Below are 21,812 nucleotides of genomic sequence, written 5' to 3' on the forward strand. Positions count from 1 at the left end.
CCACGTTCACCTCTGCCGTGTCCATTCCACAGACTCCGCTAGTAACCGTATAGGTGTAGACACCGGCGACATCCGTTGAAGGGTCAAAAACCCCTGTTCCACTGGAAAGGCTTGGTGTCCAAACGCCTCCCAAATCAGGTGTGCCCGAAAGGCTGTCGAAAAGGTCCACGGGCATATTGTTTTCACAGATCTCCAGTTCCCCATTTTCCCCTGCATTGGGCAACAAATCGATTACCACGTTCACCTCTGCCGTGTCCATTCCACAGACTCCGCTAGTAACCGTATAGGTGTAGACCCCGGCGACATCTGTTGAAGGGTCAAAAACCCCTGTTCCACTGGAAAGACCCGGCGACCAGGTACCACCCATGTCCGGTGTGCCCCCAAGGCTGTCGAAAAGGTCCACGGGCATACTGTTCTCACAGATGTTCAGTTCCCCATTTTCACCCGCACTTAAGGTATTTGCTTGCTGAAAGTCATACAAGCCGTCAAAATCACTATCCAATGGTGAAACATACCCCCCATTGCCAATGACCAACCCATTTGCATCAACAGTAACGGGGTCACTTCCAAGTATTCCGTTTCCATCAGCATCAATAAAACCAGCCTCCACTACATCAAAGCAATCATCGCCATCACTGTCCAAATCCATATGATCTGGATATCCATCATTATCACTGTCCCTTTCCAAATCACCATTTTGCTCTACTGTATCCAAAATACCATCATTGTCATCATCTAAATCATCATCATTTAATATACCATCATCATCAAAGTCTGGAATACATTCATCTCTAACTTCCTTTTCACTACTACATTTTGAGGGGTTATCAATAATGTTTATTACTCCATAAACATTTCCATTTGTAAGTAAATTACATATTGCCGAACAATCAGACAATGAATTATTTCTTCTAATTGAAATACCATTTCCATCTATAATGCCAACAGTAAATAAGTTTTCTAAGCCTTTTAAATCAGTGATAGATTCATTAGATGTAATATTTATTCCTCTGGTTTCAATTAAATTACTAAAACCGATTAAGCCTGTTAATTTATTGTTTGTTGTTATACCTAACTCTCCTTCTAACTTTGCAAGACTATTAAAACCTGTTATTGCAACAAGATTATTATTATCACTTATATATAAGTTCCCCCAAGAAGGATCTAAATCTCCAATAATTTGAATATTATTAAAGCCATCTATTTGCTCTAAACCTGTATTCCATATTTCCAAACCACTTCCAATTGTAACGAGGTTGTCAAATTGAGGGATTTCAATCAACAAAGGACACCTATCAAAATCCATTCGATATGATATTTGTACTAACCCTGTAAAACCTATAACTTTTTCTAATTTTCTATTCTCAGAAATTTCAAAGCTTTGGGCAATTTCCATTAGCGATGCAAATCCATTTATTTCAGCTAAAGAATCATTTTTAGTAATCCTCAAGTTTCCCTCAGAAAGCCATATGGGATTAGTAGGTACACCAATTCTAACCAAGTTATTAAACCCCTCAAGTTTTTCCATTGCATTAGCTCTTCTTATCAAAAACCATCCATCAACATTTAGTAAATTATCGAAGGTAGATATTGTTTCCAAAGAGTAATTCTCAGATACTTGAAAGTTTCCCCCAATTTTTTCTAACGCATTAAATCCCTTTATATGCTTTAAACCACTATAATTTTGAGTAATTAAAAAATCCCCATTGACCGCTTGCAACTTATTAATTCCTTCAACAGTTTCAATTAAATGACTTTGATCAATTATAAAATCACCGCCAACGAATTCTAAATTACTAAAGTTTGATACGCTTGTGATTTCTGAATAGGAAATTCTTAAGGACCCTTCTATTCTTTTTATAGCTGTTATGCCAGAAATATCGGTAGCATCACCTATATATACCGTACCAGTGATAACTTCACAAGTCCCATAATTTGTAATAAAATCTTCAACGTCACTTTGACTATTCAAATAAACATCTCCGGTAGGACATTGTGCCAAAACAGCATTTACTGTAAAAAAAATAACAAAAGTGATGCTTTTAAAATTCAAGTAACGAGGTTGTTTTCGGAATTCTTGTTAACGTAAAATTCAATTAAGAATTATCTTACTCATAAAAACAATCCAAACTAATTAAAAAGAGGTTTAAGAGACAAATTAAATCGTCCAAAACCAATATAAATAGTCTGAAATATTAAACTTCTTTGATCCGTAGGTGTGTTGACATTACACCCTTCTCCTACGTCGGGTATCATAAAAGGTGTTCCATTTCATTTTTTAAAAGGAAATTTTTAGCTCAACTTTTCAGACGCTACAATTTTTAAAGAATGAGATTCTTTAAAAATTTAGGCGAGTTGGTGCGGTGGAAGTAAGCTTTGTTTTTACCAAAGCAAAGAAACATAACGCGAGAACATTATAGTACAAATGCCGTCATGTAGTGTTTTATGGGTTACGCCATTAGATAGCTATAATTCTCCATATCGCTCAATTGTTTTGTACAAAAAAATGTTGTACACATTATTTTAAGGATATCTCAGTTCTGAAATGTATTGTTTTTAGAGTAGTTTGTTTCAGATTATCTTCATATTTCTTAACCAATGAAATCACACTTTCATATTTATATGTCTCTATAAATTCTTTTAGAGCCTTTTGGGCCTTCATATCGATTATTTTTTCATCCGATCCACCTATAAGTTTAATCCAATAAGAAAGATAAGACCAAACCTGTTCCTTTGAGCCCAAATCCAATTCTATATAACTATTGAATATCCCTAGCTTAAATAAAAACCTATCAATACATAAAACAATATATTCCTCAAGTTCATCGCGTTTTTCCGAATCTTTCTCTGAAAGTGCCTTAATAAGTTTTTTTATGGGTTTATAACGCTTATAATCTTTAATTAAATTTGTACAATCGTTTATTTGATTTAAAATTTTATATCCATCTAGAATCAAGAAAGCATTTTTGACATCTTGGTCATCCACAAATTTTTTGTACTCAGTGGCCAAGAATTCAGCTTTTTTCCAATCTTGGGTCTTGCGATATTCCATAAAACCTCTCCATGCACCTATCATGACAACAGAGAGAGTTAAACCCTTAATTGCTATGTCCCATTCATCAATTCCCATAATCAACGTATTTATTTATTAGTCTATAAGAATGATATCCCTATATCATCATTCAATTTGGATTTTATAGGGAAGTAATATGTAGGAAATCAATAACTTGGAGTACCTAAATATAGAAATTGAGCGCAAAATCACATTGCTCAAAAACCTTAAAAATTCTGGGGGGGTTCCATAATTTTTAAGGTTAACTTTATAGTTTTCAATTAAATATAGATGAAAAGCGGTAAATTCCGCTTTCAGATAAGTAAATGGCCTCCCCTACCCACACCACTTTCCAACATCTGGGATGGGTCTGTAGGTGTAGTATTGCAGCACTTCCTCCAAGGCCATTTTCAATGCCTTGTTCACAGGTACCATTTTGGTGCCCAGTTGATAATCTATCTGGTTCAGCTGCATGTAATACTCCGTGAACACGGGAACGTACAACCCTTTGGTAATGGCTTCGGAAACCGTTTTGTATTGCTCGGCCTGTCCTTCGCGGATTATCTTGCAGGTGGCCAAGCGCAAACTACCATATTTATCACGGGTGGCCCCAAAACCGAACAATCGGCAGATGAGACCCCGGTACGCATAGCTGCCACAATGGCCTTGACCGGTAACGGAAAGGGAGTTGAACAAAAAACAATTTGGGTTCGGGTTGCCGTTCAACATATCCAAAGTGGTTTCCGCCTCACCGGACAAAAATAAATGAAAAGCCCACGGTAAAAATTCCAACGGGGAGGCTTCTATATGGGGATAGTTACAACATTTTCCACAGCCTGAAACACAGCCCAATCCGGATGCTTTCTGAAATTGGGCACTCTCTTTTTCCAATTGTCCGAAGAGGTTCTCAACCATACGGACCTTCTGCTCTAATGTCAAAAATTTTTTCCCGAAGGTATCGCTAATTTTGACACGTCATCAGAAATTCTTTTTGAAAAATTTGAGGGCAAAAAAGCCCATATTTCACATCCCACACGTTTTAAAATTGTTGTGTGAATCGCGTTGGATCTTACCGAAATTCAATGGTTCTGGTAAAGGTACTTTTTAGGGATATCCTTGCCATCGTCCGAACTCATGGTCCAGATCATATTGGCTATCCACCATCTACCATCGGAATAAACCAATTGATAGCTACCAACCCCTTTTCCTTTTTCATTTTCGGAATCAACCCCTTCAAAACTCTGGATGATTTGGGCAATGCCATTGTATTCTTCAATCATTTCTCCCGTGGCCTCTTCATGATATCCGAGCGTATAGTATTCATCGGTAAGGGTAACCAGAAAATCATTCAAGTCCATGGTCTCATGCATGAAACTACCATCTTCTTCACCCACAACAGTAAAGTGCGCGGTGGGAAGAAACAAGGTCCTAAAATAAGCGGTATCGATTTTCTGTCCCGGTACAACGGAGATCACACGCTGTGTTTCTTTGGTCAACTCATTGGCATCCTGAAAAACACTTTTGTCCTGCGCATGTCCTAATATGCACATGAACAGCACTGCAATGGATAGATATGTCTTTTTTACTACCAAATCTTGATGCGTTCTTCTTCCGATTTAAAGTTTTGGTCCCCTGGTTGCAGGTCGAAGGTCTCATAAAACGGTGTGAAGTTCATCAACGGGCCGTTCACCCTCCAAATAGCTGGGGAATGGGGATTGGTATTCACGTAATTGCGCATAAACTCATCCCTTACCTTTACCCTCCAAATCCTGGCGATGGACATAAAGAAGCGTTCATCAGGGGTGTAGCCGCCTATCCGAACCGTATCCTGCCCCTGTTGGGTCAATTTGAAAGCGTCATAGGCGATGGCAATACCTCCATTATCCGCTGTATTCTCGCCAATAGTCAGGGCACCCTTTACATGTACACTGTCCAAAACGGTAAACGTGCTGTAGCGATCGATCAATTGTTGGGTCTTTGCCTTGAATTTGGCCAAATCGTCCTCGGTCCACCAATTTTTTAGGTTTCCATCCTTGTCATACTGCGACCCGTTATCGTCAAAAGCGTGGGTCAATTCATGCCCGATTACCATACCGATACCACCATAATTCACAGCATCATCAGCCTCCTTGTCAAAATAGGGGAATTGTAGGATTCCCGCAGGGAACACAATCTCATTGGAAGATGCACGGTAATAGGCCGTAACGGTGGAAGGGGTGGTCCCCCACTCTTCTTTGTTCGGGGCCTTGTTCAGGTCCTTCATCCGATATTCGTAGGCGTTTTTTTGTAGGGTCACCACATTCTCAAAATAGGTGTCCCTGCCGATGGTTACGTCATATTCCCGCCAAACATCGGGGTAGCCTACTTTCTTGGTGATGGCATATAATTTTTCCTTGGCCTTGGCTTTAGTGCTGTCGCTCATCCAATCGAGTTTGGACATACGGTTTTCAAAAGCTTTTTGAAGGTTGTTCACCAAATCGGCGACCCGTTTTTTGTCCTCTTCATCAAAATAACGCTTCACGTACAACTGGCCCAGAGCAAAACCCAACATGCGGTCCACCTGCTGTACCATCAACTGGGCACGCGGTTGTTGTTCCGATTGGCCCAAAAGCACCTTGTTATACTCAAACACCGCTTTTTCAAAAGGGGTGCTCAAGAAATTGGCATAATTGTCCAACGTATGGGCCATAAGATAGGTCTTCCAGTCATCCAAGGAGGTTGAACCCAACATCTCGTCCAATTTGGCGTAATATGCGGGTTGTTGTACATCCACGGAATCGGCCTCCAGCTTTAAAGTGGCCAACATATCGGCCCACCCAATATGGGCATTGTCAGTGGACATATCCGCCACGGAAAACTTATTGTAATTGGCCTTGATGTTTCTTCTTTCGATTCGGGTCTTATGCGATTCGGCCAACTGTTTTTCCATTTCGTAGACAGTCTCTGTCTTTTCCATGCCATTTGCATGATCGGTAAGCTCAAACAAGGTAGCGATGTACTTTTTATAGGCATTTTGAATACCCACGGTTGCCGAATCCGTTTTAAAATAATAATCCCGATCAGGAAGTCCCAATCCGGATTGACTGACATGCAAAATATTGATGCTACTGTTTTTATTGTCGGGCGCTACACGAAGTGCAATGATGGAATTATTGCCCGTTTCCATTTCCTCGGTCACAAAATCCATTACGCCTTCAACATTAGATATGGCGTTGATGCGTTCCAGAATAGGTTTCAAAGGCTCATATCCCCTTTGGTTGATCTGTGCCGTATCCATTCCCGAGGCGTAAAAATCGCCCACCTTCTGCTCTATCGTACCGACTTCGTGTTCCGTGGCGGAAACTTCTTCCAATATATTTTGAAGCAATTTTTTCTGGGGGATGTTCAAAAAACTGTAGGACCCTACTCCAACCTGATCCTCGGCAATTGGAGTGGAATCGTACCAAACCTTGTTCACACGCATAAAGAAATTATCGCCGGGTTTGATGGATTCTGTAATACCGGTATAGGCTATTTTGGTGGATTCTTTTGGTTGCTCCTTTTTACAGGAGGTGAAGGCAATGGCCAATAAGGCCATGGGTAACATTTTTTTCATTGGTTGGGTTATTTTTACGAATATACCGATTAATGAAACCCGTGATTCCTACCGAAATCTTAAAAAAGAATTAAAAAAAAACCGGAAGACCCGTGATAATCTCCGGTTTATATTTTTCGGCCTCAATTTGAAATCATTTATGCCAAGCCCGAAATCAGGTTCAACGCACGGTCGATCTCTTCCTTGGAATTGTAAATATGCACGGAATGTCGAAGCATTTTAGCCCCTACGGAGCGTGGTTGCAACCGTTCCTTCTCCCAAAGATATTTCTGAAGTTCAGGACCTGTCATGCCTTCCACCCCGTATGTAGTGATTCCAGCTGCCAGTTCCTCATTGGTGGACGAAAAGATGGTCACGTGTTTCATTTCCTTGAGGCCATCCCGAAGGTGCATGCCCAATTCCTTGATCCTACCGATCCAAACATCGTGGCCAATGGTATTGAAGAAGTCCACAGCGGCATCATAGCCCGCCATAAGTCCTGCATTCCCGGTTCCGTTCTGCATCAATCGGAATCCGTGATCATCCTGATTGTCCCAGTTGTAGCTAGCTATGGTGGACCAGATACCATCCACCACATCTTTATTGATATACAAAAGACCACTGCCCGCTGGGGCCAATAACCATTTGTGCAAGCTGGAATAATAGGCGTCACACCCGATATCCTTCACATCCACCTTCACGTGTCCCACACACTGGGCACCGTCCAAAATGGTGAAAATGCCGCGTTTTTTGGCTTCGGCACAGATTTGTTTTACGGGCATCACCGTTCCAAATCCGGAAATGATATGCGGTACGGCAATGACTTTGGTCTTTGGGGTCACTTCTTTAAAAATGGCATCCACAATGGCCTGTGGATCGTTGGCAGGTTCAGGCATGGTGGCCTGTTTGTACACACAGCCTTTGCGTTTGGCCAGCAATTGCCACGCCCCGAATCCACCACCGTGTTCTTGGTTGGTATTGAGGAGCTCATCCCCTTTTTTCAAATCCAAACCCATTCCTACGTAGTTCATACCAAAGGTGGCATTTTGGGTCAGGGAGATTTCCTTAAAATCACAGTTGACTATTTTCGCCAATTTGGTTCGCAGTTCCTCGTACGGAAAATAACCCGTCAACAATTCGGGACCGGAACCATTTTTGTAGTCCACTGTAGCGGCCTCTACGTTCCAATGCATTATGTGGTCGAACATTTTGTCCAGCACATAGCCCGATGTAGGGCCCATGGTACCGTTGTTGAAATAGGTCTGTCCTTCTTTCAAGGGAAATTGTTTACGGACCATCTTCCAATAATCGTCATCCTTGTCGGTAACGTACTTTAAGGAATCGATGGACCAATCTTTTTTAGGGTCGAAGGATAACAAGGGCAAGGACATCATGGCGGCTGCGCCTTGTTTTAAAAATTTTCTACGGTGTGACATGTTGGTTGGATTTAGTGGTTTAGGGTTTAGGGTTTAGGGTTTAGGGTAAAAGTAATTGTTTATTGATTATTGTTTATTGTTCATTGCACATTGTTCATTGATTACCGATCATGAAACCCAATTCCCATCAAAATCTTAGGAACACATTTCTCGATACGTTCTTCACGGGTCTTGGATTGTTTCGCACTGGAAAAATGGAGCAAGTATCCCTTTTGCCGGCCAGGGGTCAAGCTTTCAAAGGCTTCCTTCAGCTCAGGGTCTGCATCCAATCGGTCTTGGAACTCTTCCGGTACTTCGTATTCCGAAATATCCTTGCGTTTTACCTTCAGCCCTGCTTTTTCCACTTCCATGGCCTCAAAGATGTATTGACGCAAAATTTCCAATTTCTCCTTCACCTGTTCCACTTGGGTAAACTTTACCACCCGACCGGATTGGGTATTGTCTCCCGGCTTTTCCAAAATCTGGTAGGCATCCTGCAACAAGGCGCCCTTAAAAAAACTGATCCAGCAATATTCCTTAAAAGCGGCCAGCATCATAAAATTGCGTCCGTTGTAAGTATAACAGGGCACACCCCATTTCCGTTCTTCGGTAACCCCGCATTCCAATAAAAGGGTGCGAAGCAATTTCATTTCGCCCTGCCATTTGTGTACCTTACAATCCGGGGTGCCCACCAAAGAGCATCGTCCACAGCCTATTTCAAAATATTCGTCTACCGCTGGGTTCATATTTGTCATTGTTCGATTTTAACTCGTCTTTTCAAAGAAAATGTAAATTCTTTAAAGAATCATCAACACTTCTCTTCCTTTTGTTTCAGTAACCTAAAATGATCCCTTAAATTTAAGAGCTAATTCAAAACAATGAAAAATAAATTACTTCCCCTATTGCTGTTAGTGGGCACCCTTACCGTATCTGCCCAGGAAACTGTCCTTGGGTTCAGCAAAAAGGCCTCCGATGAAGAACTCAAACTAGAGGCCGCATTCGAAAAAGAACTTACTGCATCCAATCTGGACGACTGGATGAAGCTGATGGCCGCCGAGCCACACTGGGTCGGTACCGCCTATGGCGAACAGAACGTGAAGTGGATGGAAAAGCAATTCAAATCGTGGGGGTACGATACCCGTATCGATACCTACCAAGTGCTTTTCCCCTACCCTAAAGTGCGCGTGTTGGAGCTTACTGCCCCAACTAAGTATTCCGCTTCGTTAAAGGCGATTCCCGTGGAGGGCGACCCGTATACCGAGCAGGGCGATAAATTGTTGCCCAGCTACAACGCCTTCTCCACCGATGGCGATGTGGAGGCCGACCTGGTTTTCGTGAACTATGGGATTCCCAGCGATTATGAGGAACTGGAAAAATTGGGCATCGATGTGAAAGGAAAAATCGTCATCGCCAAATATTATGGTTCTTGGCGAGGGATCAAACCGAAACTGGCCGCCGAAAAAGGGGCCATTGGTTGCATCATCTACTCCGACCCTATGGACGATGGTTATTTCCAAGGCGATGTGTACCCCAAAGGTCCCTTCAAGAACAAAACCGGTGTACAACGTGGTTCCGTGATGGACATGCCGCTTTATCCCGGAGACGTATTGACCCCAGGTTATGCCGCCACCAAGGATGCCAAGCGTTTGGATAGAAAAGATGCTCCTACCATCACCAAGATTCCGGTGTTGCCTATTTCGTATGAGGATGCACAACCGTTGTTGGAAGCATTGGAAGGTCCCGTGGCTCCCGAAAAATGGAGAGGTGGACTTCCCATTACCTACCATATTGGTCCTGGTCCCGCCAAGGTACATTTGAAACTGGAGTTTGACTGGCAGTTGAAACCTGCCCATAACTTGATCGCTACCCTAAAAGGTTCCGAATTCCCCGATCAATGGGTAGTTCGCGGCAACCACCACGATGCTTGGGTTCACGGTGCCAGCGATCCCATAAGTGGTATGGTGGCCTTGATGGAAGAAGCCCGCGTAGTGGCCAAATTGGCCAAGCAGGGCAACAAGCCCAAACGTACCCTCGTGTACTGTGCGTGGGATGCCGAGGAACCCGGATTGATCGGTTCTACAGAATGGGTTGAGGACCATATGGGCGAATTGAAACAAAAGGCCGTGGCCTACGTCAATACCGATGGGAACAGCCGTGGGTATCTGGGCGTTGGGGGATCCCACTCCCTACAGGCCATGGTTACCCAAGTGGCCAATAGTGTAACCGATCCCCAGAAAGGGGTTTCCGTAGTGGAACGCAGAATGGCCGCCAACTCCATGCGGGGTGGCGACAGCTCGTTTAAATTGTCCGCTCTTGGATCGGGTTCCGATTACACCCCCTTTATACAACATACGGGTATTGCCTCGTTGAACCTTGGCTTTGGTGGCGAAGGTTCCGGTGGGGAATACCATACCATTTACGATACCTATACCCACTATACCCGCTTTAAGGACCCCGGTTTCCAGTATGGGGTGGCTTTGGCCAATACCGCCGGTCGCATTGTGCTCCGTATGGCAAACGCCGAGGTATTGCCGTTTGAACTGACCCAATGGCACAGCACCGTGAACGGTTATTTGGGCGAAGTGATGAAGACATTGGAAGACATGCGCTCCGATGTGGAAAAACATAACAAACTGGTAAAAAAGGATGCCTACCAATTGGTGATGGATCCCAAAAAACCGGTTGCCACTGCCAAAATGGAGGCCGAAATTCCGTATTTGGACTTTTCGCCCTTACAAAATGTGATGGCAGATTTGAAAACGAGTATCGATACCTTTTCCAAGATAAACCTGACCCAATTGCCCGCTGCCAAAAAGGCACAGCTCAACAAGGAGTTGATGGGCATGGAGCAGGTATTGCTGCAGGATAAGGGTCTACCCCGAAGGGACTGGTTCAAACACCAGATCTATGCCCCCGGATTTTACACGGGCTATGGGGTAAAAACACTTCCAGGCGTGCGCGAGGCCATTGAGCAGAAAGAGTGGAAAGAAGCACAGGAACAGATCGGGGTTTTGGCCACCACCCTGAAGAATTTTGATACCGAAGTACAAAAACTGATCGGTATCGCGGAATAGATATGCCGTGAAAAATCAAGGCCGCCTTTTGCGAAGTTTCGTGGAAGGCGGCTTTTTTTGCCTTCCCCCCCTCCCACTATCAATCCTTTTGCTTTGCCATAACTGCTGTTTAGTCAGTTGTTAATACCGTTAACCTTTCAACGGTGTTTATTAATTTCTCCTTAATCCCTGCCAGCTTGTGGTAATTCTAACTTGCCGGCCATAGGGGATTGTCTTCTCCTATTATAGAAAACCAATCAAAATCTTCACATGAAACGATTATTACTCGTATCGGCCATCCTTTTATTTTCTATGGCCGCATCAAACATTTTTGCGCAAGGCTGTGTAGCCATACGTGGGTTCTCCACTTGTAGCGGGGAACTTGCCAATAGAAGTACTGCCGGATTCCAAAAAGGCCAATGGTCCATCAGTGGTAATTTTAGACACTTTAAATCCTTTAGGCATTTTGTAGGTACGGAAGAGCAGGTAGAACGTGTGGAAGAACACACCAATGTCATCAACCGTTCCTCTTTTTATGACTTGTCCATTGGCTATTCGTTTACGGACAGGCTGTTTGGCACCTTGATCATCCCTTATGTGGACCACTCCCGGGAATCCGGAAGGGATGAACGGTCTAAAGTGTATTCCCAAGGTTTGGGCGATATCCGCGCAAGTGTTGGCTACTGGCTGTTCGATTTCAACAAGCAGGTACGCTCCAATCTGTCCATAAGTTTGGGGATCAAGACCAATTCGGGGAAATCCGACTTTACCGATGTACATGCCCACAGGGATGGAAGACCGGACGAAAGACCTGTTGATCAATCCATACAACCCGGGGACGGCGGCGTGGGCTTCACTTTTGAACTGCAAGGCTATCATTTGATCACCAACAACCTGTTCGTGACCGGTGGGTTCTATTATTTGGTGAACCCAAGGGAAATGAATGGCGTTCCTACCTACCGATCTAGGGAAACGGAGGCCATTATGTCCGTTCCGGATCAGTTGGCCGGACGTGCAGGACTCACCTATATCTTCGGCACTTCAGGGTTTGGGGTGTATGGCGGCGGACGATACGAATGTGTGCCGGTATATGACCTTATTGGTGGAAGCGGCGGGTTTAGAAGACCCGGTTATGTGCTTTCCGCAGAGCCCGGGTTAAGCTATACCCGTAACAAATTTCAGGTAAACGTGGATGTGCCCATTGCATTGGTACGAAACCGGACACAGAGTTTTCCCGATATGCAGACCGAGGCCATGACCGGTGAATCCCAACACGGAGATGCCGCCTTTGCGGACTATTTGGTGAGTGTTGGGGTCACTTATCGTTTTGGTGGTAAAGGACATGCCAATATGCCTGTGGATGTAGATGAAATTGAGCCTACAGCACCTATAAATTAACATATATCATGTAGCAGACAGCCTGGAAGAAAGCTCAGGAACAGCTTGGGATCGCCGAGTGACCATGGCTTCTGGACTGCAAAGATTTAAAGGGAGACCATAAGGTCTCCCTTTTTTGTGCAATTTTGTAACAATCAAAGTGAATGGTTCTCTTTAGTGTAAACCCTTTCCATGTCACACCTAAAACTTCTACAGATACTCCTCTGTGCCCTACTCTGCAGTTTAGGGCAAGCCCAGCAGGTCTCCCAAGAACAATTGGACACCTTTTTGAATACCTTGGCCCAACAGGACAAGTTTATGGGAACCCTACAAGTATCCCGAAACGGACAAAAAATCTATGGCACACAGTACGGTTTTGCCAACTTGGAAACCAAAGTTCCGGCAACGGAAAACACCTTGTACCGGGTAGGTTCCATATCCAAAACATTTACCGCCGTTCTTATACTAAAAGCTGTGGAAGAAGGCAAACTATCCCTCTCCCAAACCTTGGACGCCTTTTTTCCCTCCATTCCGAACTCGGAAAAGATTACCGTGGCGCAGATGCTGAACCATCACAGTGGTATCCACAATTTCACGAACGGCCCCGGTTTTATGGAATGGCGCACCCAACCCAAGACGGAGCAGGAAATGGTACAGATCATAGCGGCGGGAGGGAGCGATTTTGTACCCGGTATCCAAGCGGCTTATAGCAATTCCAATTACGTATTGCTATCGTACCTTTTGCAGCAGGTGTACCAACAGCCTTACGCCGTTATTTTACAGGAAAAGATATTGGACCCCTTACATCTGCAACACACCCAATTTGGGGACGCAACCCTTCCCGAGGCGAAAAAGACCCGCTCCTACACCTACCAAATAGGTTGGCAGCCCGTGGCCGATACCCATTACACCATTCCCATGGGAGCCGGGGGTATTTTGATGTCCGCCCCGGATTTAGTGAAATTTATAGAAGCACTCTTTCAAGGAAAACTGCTGTCCAAAACCTCCTTGGAAACCATGTTGACGCAAACGGATGGCTATGGCATGGGTATTTTTGAAGCGGAACTTTTTCATAAAAAAGCCTATACCCATGATGGCAAGATCGATGGTTTTAATGCATTCTATTATTATTTCCCTGAGGAAAAGACGACCTATGCCCTACTCTCCAATGCCGAAAACTACGAATTGGGCCAAGTGAACCAAGCCGTATTGGCCTATACTTTTGGCGAGCCTTTTGATCTGCCCACCTTACCTACCTATACCGTAACCAAGGAAGACCTTGCCCCCTATCTTGGAGTGTACGGCAGCACGGAAAGCAGTTTGGTGATCAAGGTGACGCATGAGGACAACCACCTCTTGGCCCAACCCGAAGGGCAACAGATCTACCCCATGGATGCCGTGGCCAAAGACCAGTTTAAACATTATAAATCCGGGGTAACCTTGGAGTTTGACCCTAGCCAAGGCAGTATGACCATGAAGCAGGGCACCCAAAACATCCATTTTACAAAGCGGTGATCTTTGTTTCTAAAAAAGTAGGACCGCCTTTTGCATAGCTAAAGAGGCGGTTTTTTAATGCCCATCCCATTTTTGCTTTTCTCAAAAGCATGGATTACCTTTCCCAGACCCAAAATTTACAAACACCTACCATGAACATACGGCTTACCAAAGAACAGAAGATCAAAGTGCTCAACTCCGCGGACATATATGCGATCATGCAGCAGGTATTGCTGCGCGAAAACAAGATACGCCGCAACCAAGAGCATTTTTGGGTGGTGGGCCTCAACCACAACAACAAGATCCTGTTTGTGGAGCTTATTGGCCTGGGGGCCAGCAACCGGGTAAATGCCGACCCGCCCGACGTGTTTAGAATGGCGATCTACAAACTGGCCAGCAAACTGATCTTGGTGCACAACCACCCCAGTGGCTCACACGCCGTTACCGATGCCGACATTACCTTTACCGACCACATGCTAAAAGTGGGGAAACTGATCAAGGTGGAAGTGTTGGACCATTTGGTGATCACCGAGACCCACTACACCAGTTTTGCCGACCAAGGCGTGATGGACCAATTGAAGAAAAATGGCCTTTTTGAAATCATGGGCCCCGAAAAACAGGAATTGGAACAGTTTAAGATCGATACCGAGAAAAAGCGGGCCGAGAAGGAAAAGGCCAAGGACATTGCGAAGAAAATGAAAGCCAAAGGCTACGACGATGCGACTATTAAAGAACTAACGGGCTTGAGTTTAAAGGTGATTGGGGGGATATAGAATACATATTATTCCTCATCTTCACCAACCTCTTGACCATTGTTAATCGCACTTTCAAGAGCCTTGTCTATTACTTCCTTTTTGGCAGATACTTTTTTCTTTGCATTTTTCTCCAACATGGCAGCGACTCTTCCTAATCCAGGAATACCAGATAATTTGTCAATTGTCATTTGGAACTTATAACTCTGCTCCAAGGCCTCCATTACAGGGTGATCTGATGCCTCATAATTTGAAATCAATTTTCCGGGATTTTCAGCTGAAATTTGTAAGAAATTGGACAAAAGCCTAAATCTCAACTCTTCTGATTCTTCTGGGTTATTCAAACTCTCAATCTGAGTTGAGAGACCTTCATAGGTTCTACTTAAAACCTCTTTATGAGAATATTCTTCAATTAGCCTTTTGGATAAATTCAATTTTTTATTGGCTGAATAGGTAAACCAAAGGACCGGAATATACATTGGAACAATAGCTAGAACCAACCTTGGCAACCTTGTTATCACTTCTTGTACCGTTATACCTTCAACCAAAAAGAATATACTAATTACGACAGGAATAAAACTTACTCCTATCATAAAGTATATACCTTGGCTAAACCTCTTTTGCAATACCTTTGAAGATTCAACCTCGTCATCTTTCTTTTTAGAAAAAGCTGAGCTTAGCCCTGCGGTCATAGCATCTGGAAGAAGCGAAGCAATATCATCGTTAATTTTTTGATATTTTTTCTTGAATTCTTCTTCAAAGACCTTATAACTGTCTTTATAATTTTTATTTAAGTTTTCTACACTTTCAAATGATTCTTCAATTTTTAATTTCAAATCATCATAGGTTGCATCCAACTCTCCTTTCAAACCATCAATTTTGGTTTCTTCACCTGTACTCTCGTCTGTTTGAACGTAGCCGAAAACTTCCCTATATAAATCATCAACCTCTTTTTTTCTCTTATTAATTGCTGTCAAGCTAACACTTGATTTGTCAAGATTTTCTTCTACTGTGGAAATGAAATCTTCAATTTCTGAAAGCTTTGAATCAAGTTCCGGATACTTTTCAAAAACGCCATCTATATTTCGAATTCTAGAATTAAGGCTTTCCAACTTTTTATCAAATTCTGATTCTGCATCATCCAATCTACTTTTTACCTCATCAACTGCCAATTTTTGTTCGTTGGCATCCACACTATAATCATTAATTTGATTTTTAGTAGTTCTTGCAGACTCTAACTCAGAATTTAACTGTTCAAGTAGGATTTGGGCTTCTTCTAATTTTGCTTCTATTTTATTCCTAAATTCTGAAGCTTTCTTGGAATGTTGCTTTGCCTCTTTCTCATCGTCAGAAGTCTTTCTTTCAATCTCTTTTTTCAATTCACCAACATATCCTTCTAATCCAGATACCCTTTCCCAAAGTTTTCTTCTCTCGTCCTCTAGGTACTCAATCTGTTTACTTTTCGAACCATCTAAAAATGACATACTATTATAGTTTCAACAGTTAATTAATCTTTCTTTTGAAGTTCTTCTTTTATAAAAGCTCCATACTTCAATTCTTTGCCATCAAACCACTTACAACCGACTTGATTGTTTCGTTCACTTACCTTATATATCGTCATTTCTGGGCCACCTGATTTTAAGAATACAACATCTCCTAATTTTAATTCACTCATAATCAATACTTTAATTTTATTTTTTTGAATTACCAATAGTTATACCAATTAGAGTTTTGTCATTAATTACATGTTTATAGTGGTAAATCCATGACATACTGTCATAAAATTTAAAATTATGTCATGTTTTTCTGTTAAAAATTGAAAATATAATTACTTAATTAAGTAATTTATTACAGAAAACCGTAACCCCATAAAAAAAGCCCTAAAGGGCTTTCTCCAATAATCCAACAAATCTAATAATCCAACCGTCCCCTAAAAAGCCACTAGCGCCTGCACCCTCTCCAACAACTCAGCGGCCATGGCGGGGTCCAACCCATAATCCTGTAGGCTGCCCACAGGGTTTTTAAAGCTCAGTTGGGTGGTATGGGCATCCACTTCTTGCAGTACCAGTTTTAAGGGAATGTCATTGATCGCCAAGGGGTCGTCCGCCATGATCTGGGCAATGTACTTGGGCTCAAAAAAGAGCAATTGCCGCAAGGGCGGTATGGTGATCCCGTGTTGGGCCACAATGGCCTGGGTATCAATCTCGTGCAGCAGCAAAAAACCGTGGTCGGTGATCCGTTGTTTCAGGGTGTCGTACACCTGCCCAAAGGGCAGCGATAACAATTGGTGTTCCACATGGGCTTTCATAGGCTAGGGATTTAGGCCATGGCGGCACGGGCAAAGCCCACGGTTTCACGGTAGGTAGTGGGCGAAATCTCGGCGTTGTTCTTAAAAAAGCGGCTAAAGTAGTGCTCGTCGTCATACCCCAGGTCGTAGGCGATCTCCTTTACGCTTTTGTTGGTGAGGTATAGCTCGCGCTTGGCCTCTATAATGATCCGCTCGCTGATCAGGTGGGTCATGGTCTTGTTAAAATAGTTCTTGGTGATCTTGGCCAGCGCCTTGGGGCTGATGTTCAGCAGGTCGGCATACTCCCCGGCGGAGTGCTTGGTTCGGTAGTGGGTCTCGATCAGGTTTTTCAGCTTTTGGAGGATAAAGGGTTCCTTTTCATCGGATAGGCCTTCCAGCACTTCGGGTTGTTGCTTGGCCTTGGCGCGGGAGGTGGTGATCAAAAAGATCTTGAGGTAAGAGACCAATAGCTCGTACTGGGCCATTTCGGCCTTTTGCACCTCCAGGCGCATCTGTTGCAGCACCAGTTCCAGCTCGTTGCGGATGTCGTCCGTTACGCGGAGCATGGGCGGCGCATAAATATTGTTGAAGAGCACCCCGTTGCAGGCCACCTGTTCGTGGTGCTTGTGGATGCAGAAAAAATCGGGATGGAAATGCAACACCACTCCTTCCAACGGTTCGTCCTCGGTAAGGGTAAAGGGTTGGTAGGGCGTCATGGCGAACAGGGTGTCGGGCGTAAAGGCATATTCCGAAAAATCCACCTGGGCGGTGCCCCTCCCCTTTTTGATCCAGATCAGGGAGTAGTAGTTGTGGCGGTTGGTATCGCAAAATTGGCAGCTATCCTCAAAATGGGAAAGTTTAAAGGCCAGGTTGCCCGTTTGTTCGTCAATAAGGGTGTTAGTGTTGTAGAGGTTCATATCAATGTTCAATTAGCAATTAGCAATTAGCAATGATCAATCCTTTGTCATTTCGAGTGGTTTTTGGGCCTTGGGCCAAAAATTGTATCGAGAAATGGTTTTTACGAACCCAACCCCTTGTTCTCGATACTTTTTCTTTCTGAAAAAACTCGAACTGACAATTTTCTGCTACTCCAATTGATCACGGACAATCCGTGCTTACAATCGGCGTTCGTTGGCCGCAATGGGCAGGTCGTTGATGCTGGCATAACGCTTTTGCATCAACCCATGCTCGTTGAACTCCCAGTTCTCGTTCCCATACGCACGGAACCACTGCCCTTGGGCATTTTGGTACTCGTATTCGAAACGTACCGCTATACGATGGTCGGTAAAGGCCCAAAGTTCCTTACGCAGTTTATAGTTTTTTTCCTTTTGCCATTTGTCGGTCAAAAAGGCAACCACGGCTTCCCTACCGTTCACAAATTGGGAGCGGTTGCGCCATTCGGTGTCCTCGGTGTAGGCCTTGCTCACCTTGTCAGGGTCTTGGCTGTTCCAGGCATCTTCTGCCAATTGCACTTTCTCCCTGGCCGTTACTTCGGTAAAGGGAGGTAATGGAAATTTTTTCTCTATGGCCATTTGCTTCTATTTTTTAGGTTGATAAAAGGGCAGGCCCCATGGCAGGACCCACCCCGGCTAATTAAAACTACTTGCTGTTCTTGACCTTGGGCCATTTGGCGTGTGCCGCCTTTTTAAGCTCCGTGGTGCGTTGTGCCCAATCTTCGTACGTATTGAAGACTTCCCCGTTGAAAGGTCCGTTGAAGAAGAGGTACAATTTTCCATCGATCACCGTATAGGTTTCCGGGTTGATGGGAAACTTGGTGTCCTTGGCCGCCACACCCCATGCACAATAGCCATCAAATTGGGGCAAATAGTTGCTGGGCGCCTTGGTGAAGGCATCGCGGTTGGCCTTGCTGGCAAAGTAATAGGTGGCCCCATCGTGCTTGGCCATATAACTTTTGTTTCCTTTTTGGGCCGCTCCGGAGAAATAGGCCACTACATCGTACCCGCCAATGGCAAGTCCGTTCTGGTCAACGGGGTCTATCTGCGCCTGGGCACCGATCATGGTGAACAAGGCCACCCCTAATAGAAAAATGGATTTCATGGTTTTCATCTGTTATGGATTTTATGATTAGAAAAAATGAACACTAAACGGTTTCAGCTTCCACTACCGGAAAATCGATAGCCGTGTTGGCGGTATTGTTGAAATAGTTGGTAAAAATGTTCAAGGCCACGTGTGCCACGATCTCACCCACGGCACCATCGGTATAGCCTGCATTTTTTACGGTCTCCACGTCGTCTGCAGATACCCTACCCCTTTTTTCCACCAAGGTCTTGGCGAACGTAAGGGCGGCAGCAATCTTGGGATCTTTGTTACGACCTTCGCGGGCCATATGCAGGGTGTCGGTATCGATGCTTACCAATTTTTCCCCGATAAAGGAATGGGCGGACAAACAGTAGTTGCAGGCGTTGGACTCGGCCACGGCCAAAGCGATCAATTCGCCCAAACGACCACCAAGGGTTCCTTTGCCCAAGGCATCGCTCAAGTTCAAATAGCCTTCCAATACGGCAGATGAGTTGCCCATGGTACGCATCATGTTCGGCACCATGCCCAATTTGCCTTGGATGCCCTCGAAAAGTTCTTTGGATCTTCCTGTTGCTTCGTTGGGATCCAATGCTTGTAAACGTGTCATAGTTTTTGTTTTTAAATGGATTGTCATTATTGACGTTACAAAGGTGCGGTGGCCGTGGTTGGGATAAAATGGACAGAAGTCACTTGTTCTTGGACATTTTTCCCTTTAGGGACAAAAAGGTTCCCGTCAACCTGAACTCGTTTCAGGTTCTCATCATGATTTGTCCATCAATGTGATGGGATTCTGAAATACATTCGGAATGACGACATTCTCTTTGGATGATTATTCTCTCAATGAGAAAAAATAGGACCATATCAAGGACCTATCGTACCAAAATGACATCAATGCAAACCCATGATCCCTCAATCCAAAACCCATTTTCGTCAATTGCATATGCAACATTATTGCGTATGGGTTAGCTTCGTTAAAAAATAAAGAAAATGACCACACTTGAAACGATAAACCTCTTACAGAAAATTTGTTTGGTCGCCGCAGGCGTTATCCTCTACCTCGCCGGATGGCTACACGGTGCCCACTGGGGGAAAAGAAATCGGATCTAACACAATACGGGACCTCTCAGAGCGTTTTGAATCTTGTCCCAACCAACCAAAACCTACTTGAGCCATCTTCACACAAGACCCCCTTATTAGACGCATTCTGGTCCTCTGCCAGAACCAACACTACATTATTGCCGTGAGCGAACTCTGGAACGGTGCCCTGCAATACGCCTGTTGGCACAAGCCCAAAACGCTCTTGGAAGAATCGAGCCTGATCGTTACCGGTGGTTCTACCCACGTTTCCCAAAAAAAAGACAAAACGGAATACCTTTTTAGGCACAAGGGCTGGATCTTTTCCTTGGAAAAAATCGTCCCTCCGGGCACCATGGCCTTTCCCCTGATCTTTTTGGAGGTCACCGACCAAGAGCAAAAAAAAAGTACCTGGAAAATGGAGGAAATGCCATTGCCCAAGTACTTAAGTAATTTTTTATGAGGATGCTCTACCCCTTGTAGGTCACGCGGTAAATGGCGTCGCCCACATCGTCGGAAATCAACAGCGAACCATCTTTGAGGAACAACAGGTCCACGGGCCTTCCAAAGGCTTCTTGTGATTCTTCGTCCAACCAACCATCGATAAAAGGTTCATAGCCTACGGCTTGGTTGCCGTCCAACTTCACCAAGGTAACCCTATACCCCACTTTTGAGGATCGGTTCCAAGAACCGTGTTCTGCAATAAAGGCATGGCCCTTATAACTCTCGGGGAACATACTGCCCGTATCGAACTTTACGCCAAGGGCCGCTACGTGTGCACCCAAAGGCTGTACGGGAGGCACAAAATCCGAACAGGGACGTTGAGATCCAAAATCAGGATCTAGAACGGTACCCCCATGGCAAAATGGAAAACCAAAATGCTGGCCCACCTCGGTCAAGCGGTTGAGCTCGCCCGGAGGGGTATCGTCGCCCATCATATCCCTGTTGTTGTCGGTAAACCATAGTTCGCCCGTTTCTGGGTGCCAGGTAAACCCAACGGTGTTTCGGATGCCATGGGCAATGATCTCACGGTTGCTGCCGTCAGGGTCCATGCGGGTGATGGATGCAAAGCGTTGGTCTACGGAAGTACTGTCGCAGATATTGCAGGGTGCTCCCACAGGTACGTATAATTTGTCGTCGGGGCCAAAGGCGATGTATTTCCAACCGTGGTGGAAATTGCCCGGGTAATCGTCATATATCAGTTCAGGTTCCTGTGGATTGTCCAACTGCTGTTCAATGTTTTGGTACTTGAAGAGTCGGCTTACCGCGGCCACATACAAGGCACCATCCCTGAAGGCTACCCCATTGGGCTGCTCCAGATCTTTGGCGATCACATAAGTCTTATCGGCCTTGTAATCCCCATTGGTATCCTTCACGGCATAGACCACGCCCTCGTTACGTGTTCCTACGAACAGGGTGCCATCGTCACCCATGGCCATAGAACGTGCGCCGTCCAGACCTTCGGCATAGACCTCGATTTTAAAGCCTTCCGGCAAGTGTAGACGATCAAGGGGCAAGCTGGTTTCGGATTGTACCGTTTCTTCAGCTTCGGTGCTTTCTTCCTTCCCTTCTTCCTTTTTTCCATTGCAGGAAAGTACGGCTAGGGAAAGCGCACAAACAGTTATTGACTTAAAGGTCAAATCGTAAATTTTCATGTTGCAGTTTTAGGTCTTTTGGTTTTTGATTCCCTAAAG

19 protein-coding genes and 1 pseudogene are annotated in these 21,812 nt (G+C 44.4%); 5 read left to right on the forward strand and 15 right to left on the reverse strand.

Annotation, left to right across the window (positions count from 1 at the left end):
* The 7 genes and pseudogenes from D2V05_RS17020 to D2V05_RS17050 form a co-directional block, all read right to left on the reverse strand.
* A pseudogene (locus D2V05_RS17020) lies at nucleotides 1-2,053 on the reverse strand (hypothetical protein); the annotation flags it as partial.
* A gap of 465 nt (nucleotides 2,054-2,518) precedes the next feature.
* A complete protein-coding gene (locus D2V05_RS17025) occupies nucleotides 2,519-3,130 on the reverse strand; it encodes a hypothetical protein (protein ID WP_119648731.1) in 612 nt (203 codons plus the stop codon).
* 258 nt (nucleotides 3,131-3,388) lie between these two features.
* Nucleotides 3,389-3,967, reverse strand: coding sequence for a YkgJ family cysteine cluster protein (locus D2V05_RS17030; RefSeq protein WP_313786755.1), 579 nt, complete (start codon nucleotides 3,965-3,967; stop codon nucleotides 3,389-3,391).
* A gap of 164 nt (nucleotides 3,968-4,131) precedes the next feature.
* Nucleotides 4,132-4,644: a hypothetical protein gene (locus D2V05_RS17035; RefSeq protein ID WP_119648733.1), complete on the reverse strand. Its 513-nt coding sequence runs from the start codon at nucleotides 4,642-4,644 to the stop codon at nucleotides 4,132-4,134.
* The gene (locus tag D2V05_RS17040; protein WP_119648734.1) at nucleotides 4,638-6,647 is read right to left on the reverse strand and encodes a M13 family metallopeptidase; all 2,010 of its coding nucleotides are present in this window, start codon (nucleotides 6,645-6,647) and stop codon (nucleotides 4,638-4,640) included. The genes D2V05_RS17035 and D2V05_RS17040 overlap by 7 nt, the downstream gene beginning before the upstream one ends.
* 137 nt (nucleotides 6,648-6,784) lie before the next feature.
* Complete coding sequence (locus D2V05_RS17045; RefSeq protein WP_119648735.1) at nucleotides 6,785-8,062, reverse strand: aminotransferase class V-fold PLP-dependent enzyme; 1,278 nt, start codon at nucleotides 8,060-8,062, stop codon at nucleotides 6,785-6,787.
* Nucleotides 8,063-8,163: 101 nt separating this feature from the next.
* Nucleotides 8,164-8,787 (reverse strand): YdeI/OmpD-associated family protein, encoded by a 624-nt coding sequence (locus tag D2V05_RS17050; protein WP_183114873.1) that lies wholly within the window; start codon nucleotides 8,785-8,787, stop codon nucleotides 8,164-8,166.
* Between the two features lie 132 nt (nucleotides 8,788-8,919).
* Between D2V05_RS17050 and D2V05_RS17055 the strand changes: the two genes are divergently transcribed.
* The 4 genes from D2V05_RS17055 (at nucleotide 8,920) to D2V05_RS17070 (ending at nucleotide 14,738) form a co-directional block, all read left to right on the forward strand.
* Nucleotides 8,920-11,115 carry a transferrin receptor-like dimerization domain-containing protein gene (locus tag D2V05_RS17055; protein WP_119648737.1) on the forward strand — a complete coding sequence of 732 codons (2,196 nt, stop codon included), beginning with the start codon at nucleotides 8,920-8,922 and terminating at the stop codon, nucleotides 11,113-11,115.
* A gap of 249 nt (nucleotides 11,116-11,364) precedes the next feature.
* Nucleotides 11,365-12,492 carry a hypothetical protein gene (locus D2V05_RS17060; protein WP_119648738.1) on the forward strand — a complete coding sequence of 376 codons (1,128 nt, stop codon included), beginning with the start codon at nucleotides 11,365-11,367 and terminating at the stop codon, nucleotides 12,490-12,492.
* Nucleotides 12,493-12,663: 171 nt separating this feature from the next.
* The gene (locus D2V05_RS17065) at nucleotides 12,664-13,986 is read left to right on the forward strand and encodes a serine hydrolase domain-containing protein (RefSeq protein ID WP_119648739.1); all 1,323 of its coding nucleotides are present in this window, start codon (nucleotides 12,664-12,666) and stop codon (nucleotides 13,984-13,986) included.
* An 89-nt stretch (nucleotides 13,987-14,075) separates the two neighbouring features.
* On the forward strand, nucleotides 14,076-14,738 hold the full coding sequence (locus tag D2V05_RS17070; protein WP_235855487.1) for a JAB domain-containing protein: 663 nt from the start codon (nucleotides 14,076-14,078) through the stop codon (nucleotides 14,736-14,738).
* A gap of 8 nt (nucleotides 14,739-14,746) precedes the next feature.
* On the opposite strand, the gene D2V05_RS17075 is transcribed toward D2V05_RS17070, so the two are convergent.
* The 7 genes from D2V05_RS17075 to D2V05_RS17105 all read right to left on the reverse strand — a co-directional run bounded on the left by D2V05_RS17075 (nucleotide 14,747) and on the right by D2V05_RS17105 (nucleotide 19,651).
* Nucleotides 14,747-16,201, reverse strand: a complete 1,455-nt coding sequence (locus tag D2V05_RS17075) for a hypothetical protein (RefSeq protein WP_119648740.1) — start codon at nucleotides 16,199-16,201, stop codon at nucleotides 14,747-14,749.
* A gap of 23 nt (nucleotides 16,202-16,224) precedes the next feature.
* Complete coding sequence (locus D2V05_RS17080; protein ID WP_119648741.1) at nucleotides 16,225-16,392, reverse strand: YodC family protein; 168 nt, start codon at nucleotides 16,390-16,392, stop codon at nucleotides 16,225-16,227.
* Between the two features lie 255 nt (nucleotides 16,393-16,647).
* On the reverse strand, nucleotides 16,648-17,025 hold the full coding sequence (locus tag D2V05_RS17085; RefSeq protein WP_119648742.1) for a DUF302 domain-containing protein: 378 nt from the start codon (nucleotides 17,023-17,025) through the stop codon (nucleotides 16,648-16,650).
* A gap of 11 nt (nucleotides 17,026-17,036) precedes the next feature.
* Nucleotides 17,037-17,921, reverse strand: coding sequence for a helix-turn-helix domain-containing protein (locus D2V05_RS17090; RefSeq protein WP_119648743.1), 885 nt, complete (start codon nucleotides 17,919-17,921; stop codon nucleotides 17,037-17,039).
* A gap of 198 nt (nucleotides 17,922-18,119) precedes the next feature.
* Nucleotides 18,120-18,536, reverse strand: a complete 417-nt coding sequence (locus D2V05_RS17095) for a nuclear transport factor 2 family protein (protein ID WP_220473575.1) — start codon at nucleotides 18,534-18,536, stop codon at nucleotides 18,120-18,122.
* 67 nt (nucleotides 18,537-18,603) lie between these two features.
* On the reverse strand, nucleotides 18,604-19,071 hold the full coding sequence (locus D2V05_RS17100; RefSeq protein ID WP_220473576.1) for a YHS domain-containing (seleno)protein: 468 nt from the start codon (nucleotides 19,069-19,071) through the stop codon (nucleotides 18,604-18,606).
* Nucleotides 19,072-19,105: 34 nt separating this feature from the next.
* A complete protein-coding gene (locus D2V05_RS17105) occupies nucleotides 19,106-19,651 on the reverse strand; it encodes a carboxymuconolactone decarboxylase family protein (RefSeq protein ID WP_119648744.1) in 546 nt (181 codons plus the stop codon).
* Between the two features lie 633 nt (nucleotides 19,652-20,284).
* Between D2V05_RS17105 and D2V05_RS17110 the strand changes: the two genes are divergently transcribed.
* On the forward strand, nucleotides 20,285-20,581 hold the full coding sequence (locus tag D2V05_RS17110; RefSeq protein WP_119648745.1) for a hypothetical protein: 297 nt from the start codon (nucleotides 20,285-20,287) through the stop codon (nucleotides 20,579-20,581).
* A gap of 7 nt (nucleotides 20,582-20,588) precedes the next feature.
* Here the strand turns inward: D2V05_RS17110 and D2V05_RS17115 are convergent, their stop codons facing one another.
* Entirely contained in the window at nucleotides 20,589-21,773 is a 1,185-nt protein-coding gene (locus D2V05_RS17115) for a PQQ-dependent sugar dehydrogenase (RefSeq protein WP_119648746.1), read from the reverse strand.
* Nucleotides 21,774-21,812 lie beyond the last annotated feature (39 nt).

The sequence above is a fragment of the Flagellimonas pelagia genome (assembly GCF_003584135.1).
GTDB classification, from domain to species: Bacteria; Bacteroidota; Bacteroidia; order Flavobacteriales; family Flavobacteriaceae; genus Flagellimonas; species Flagellimonas pelagia.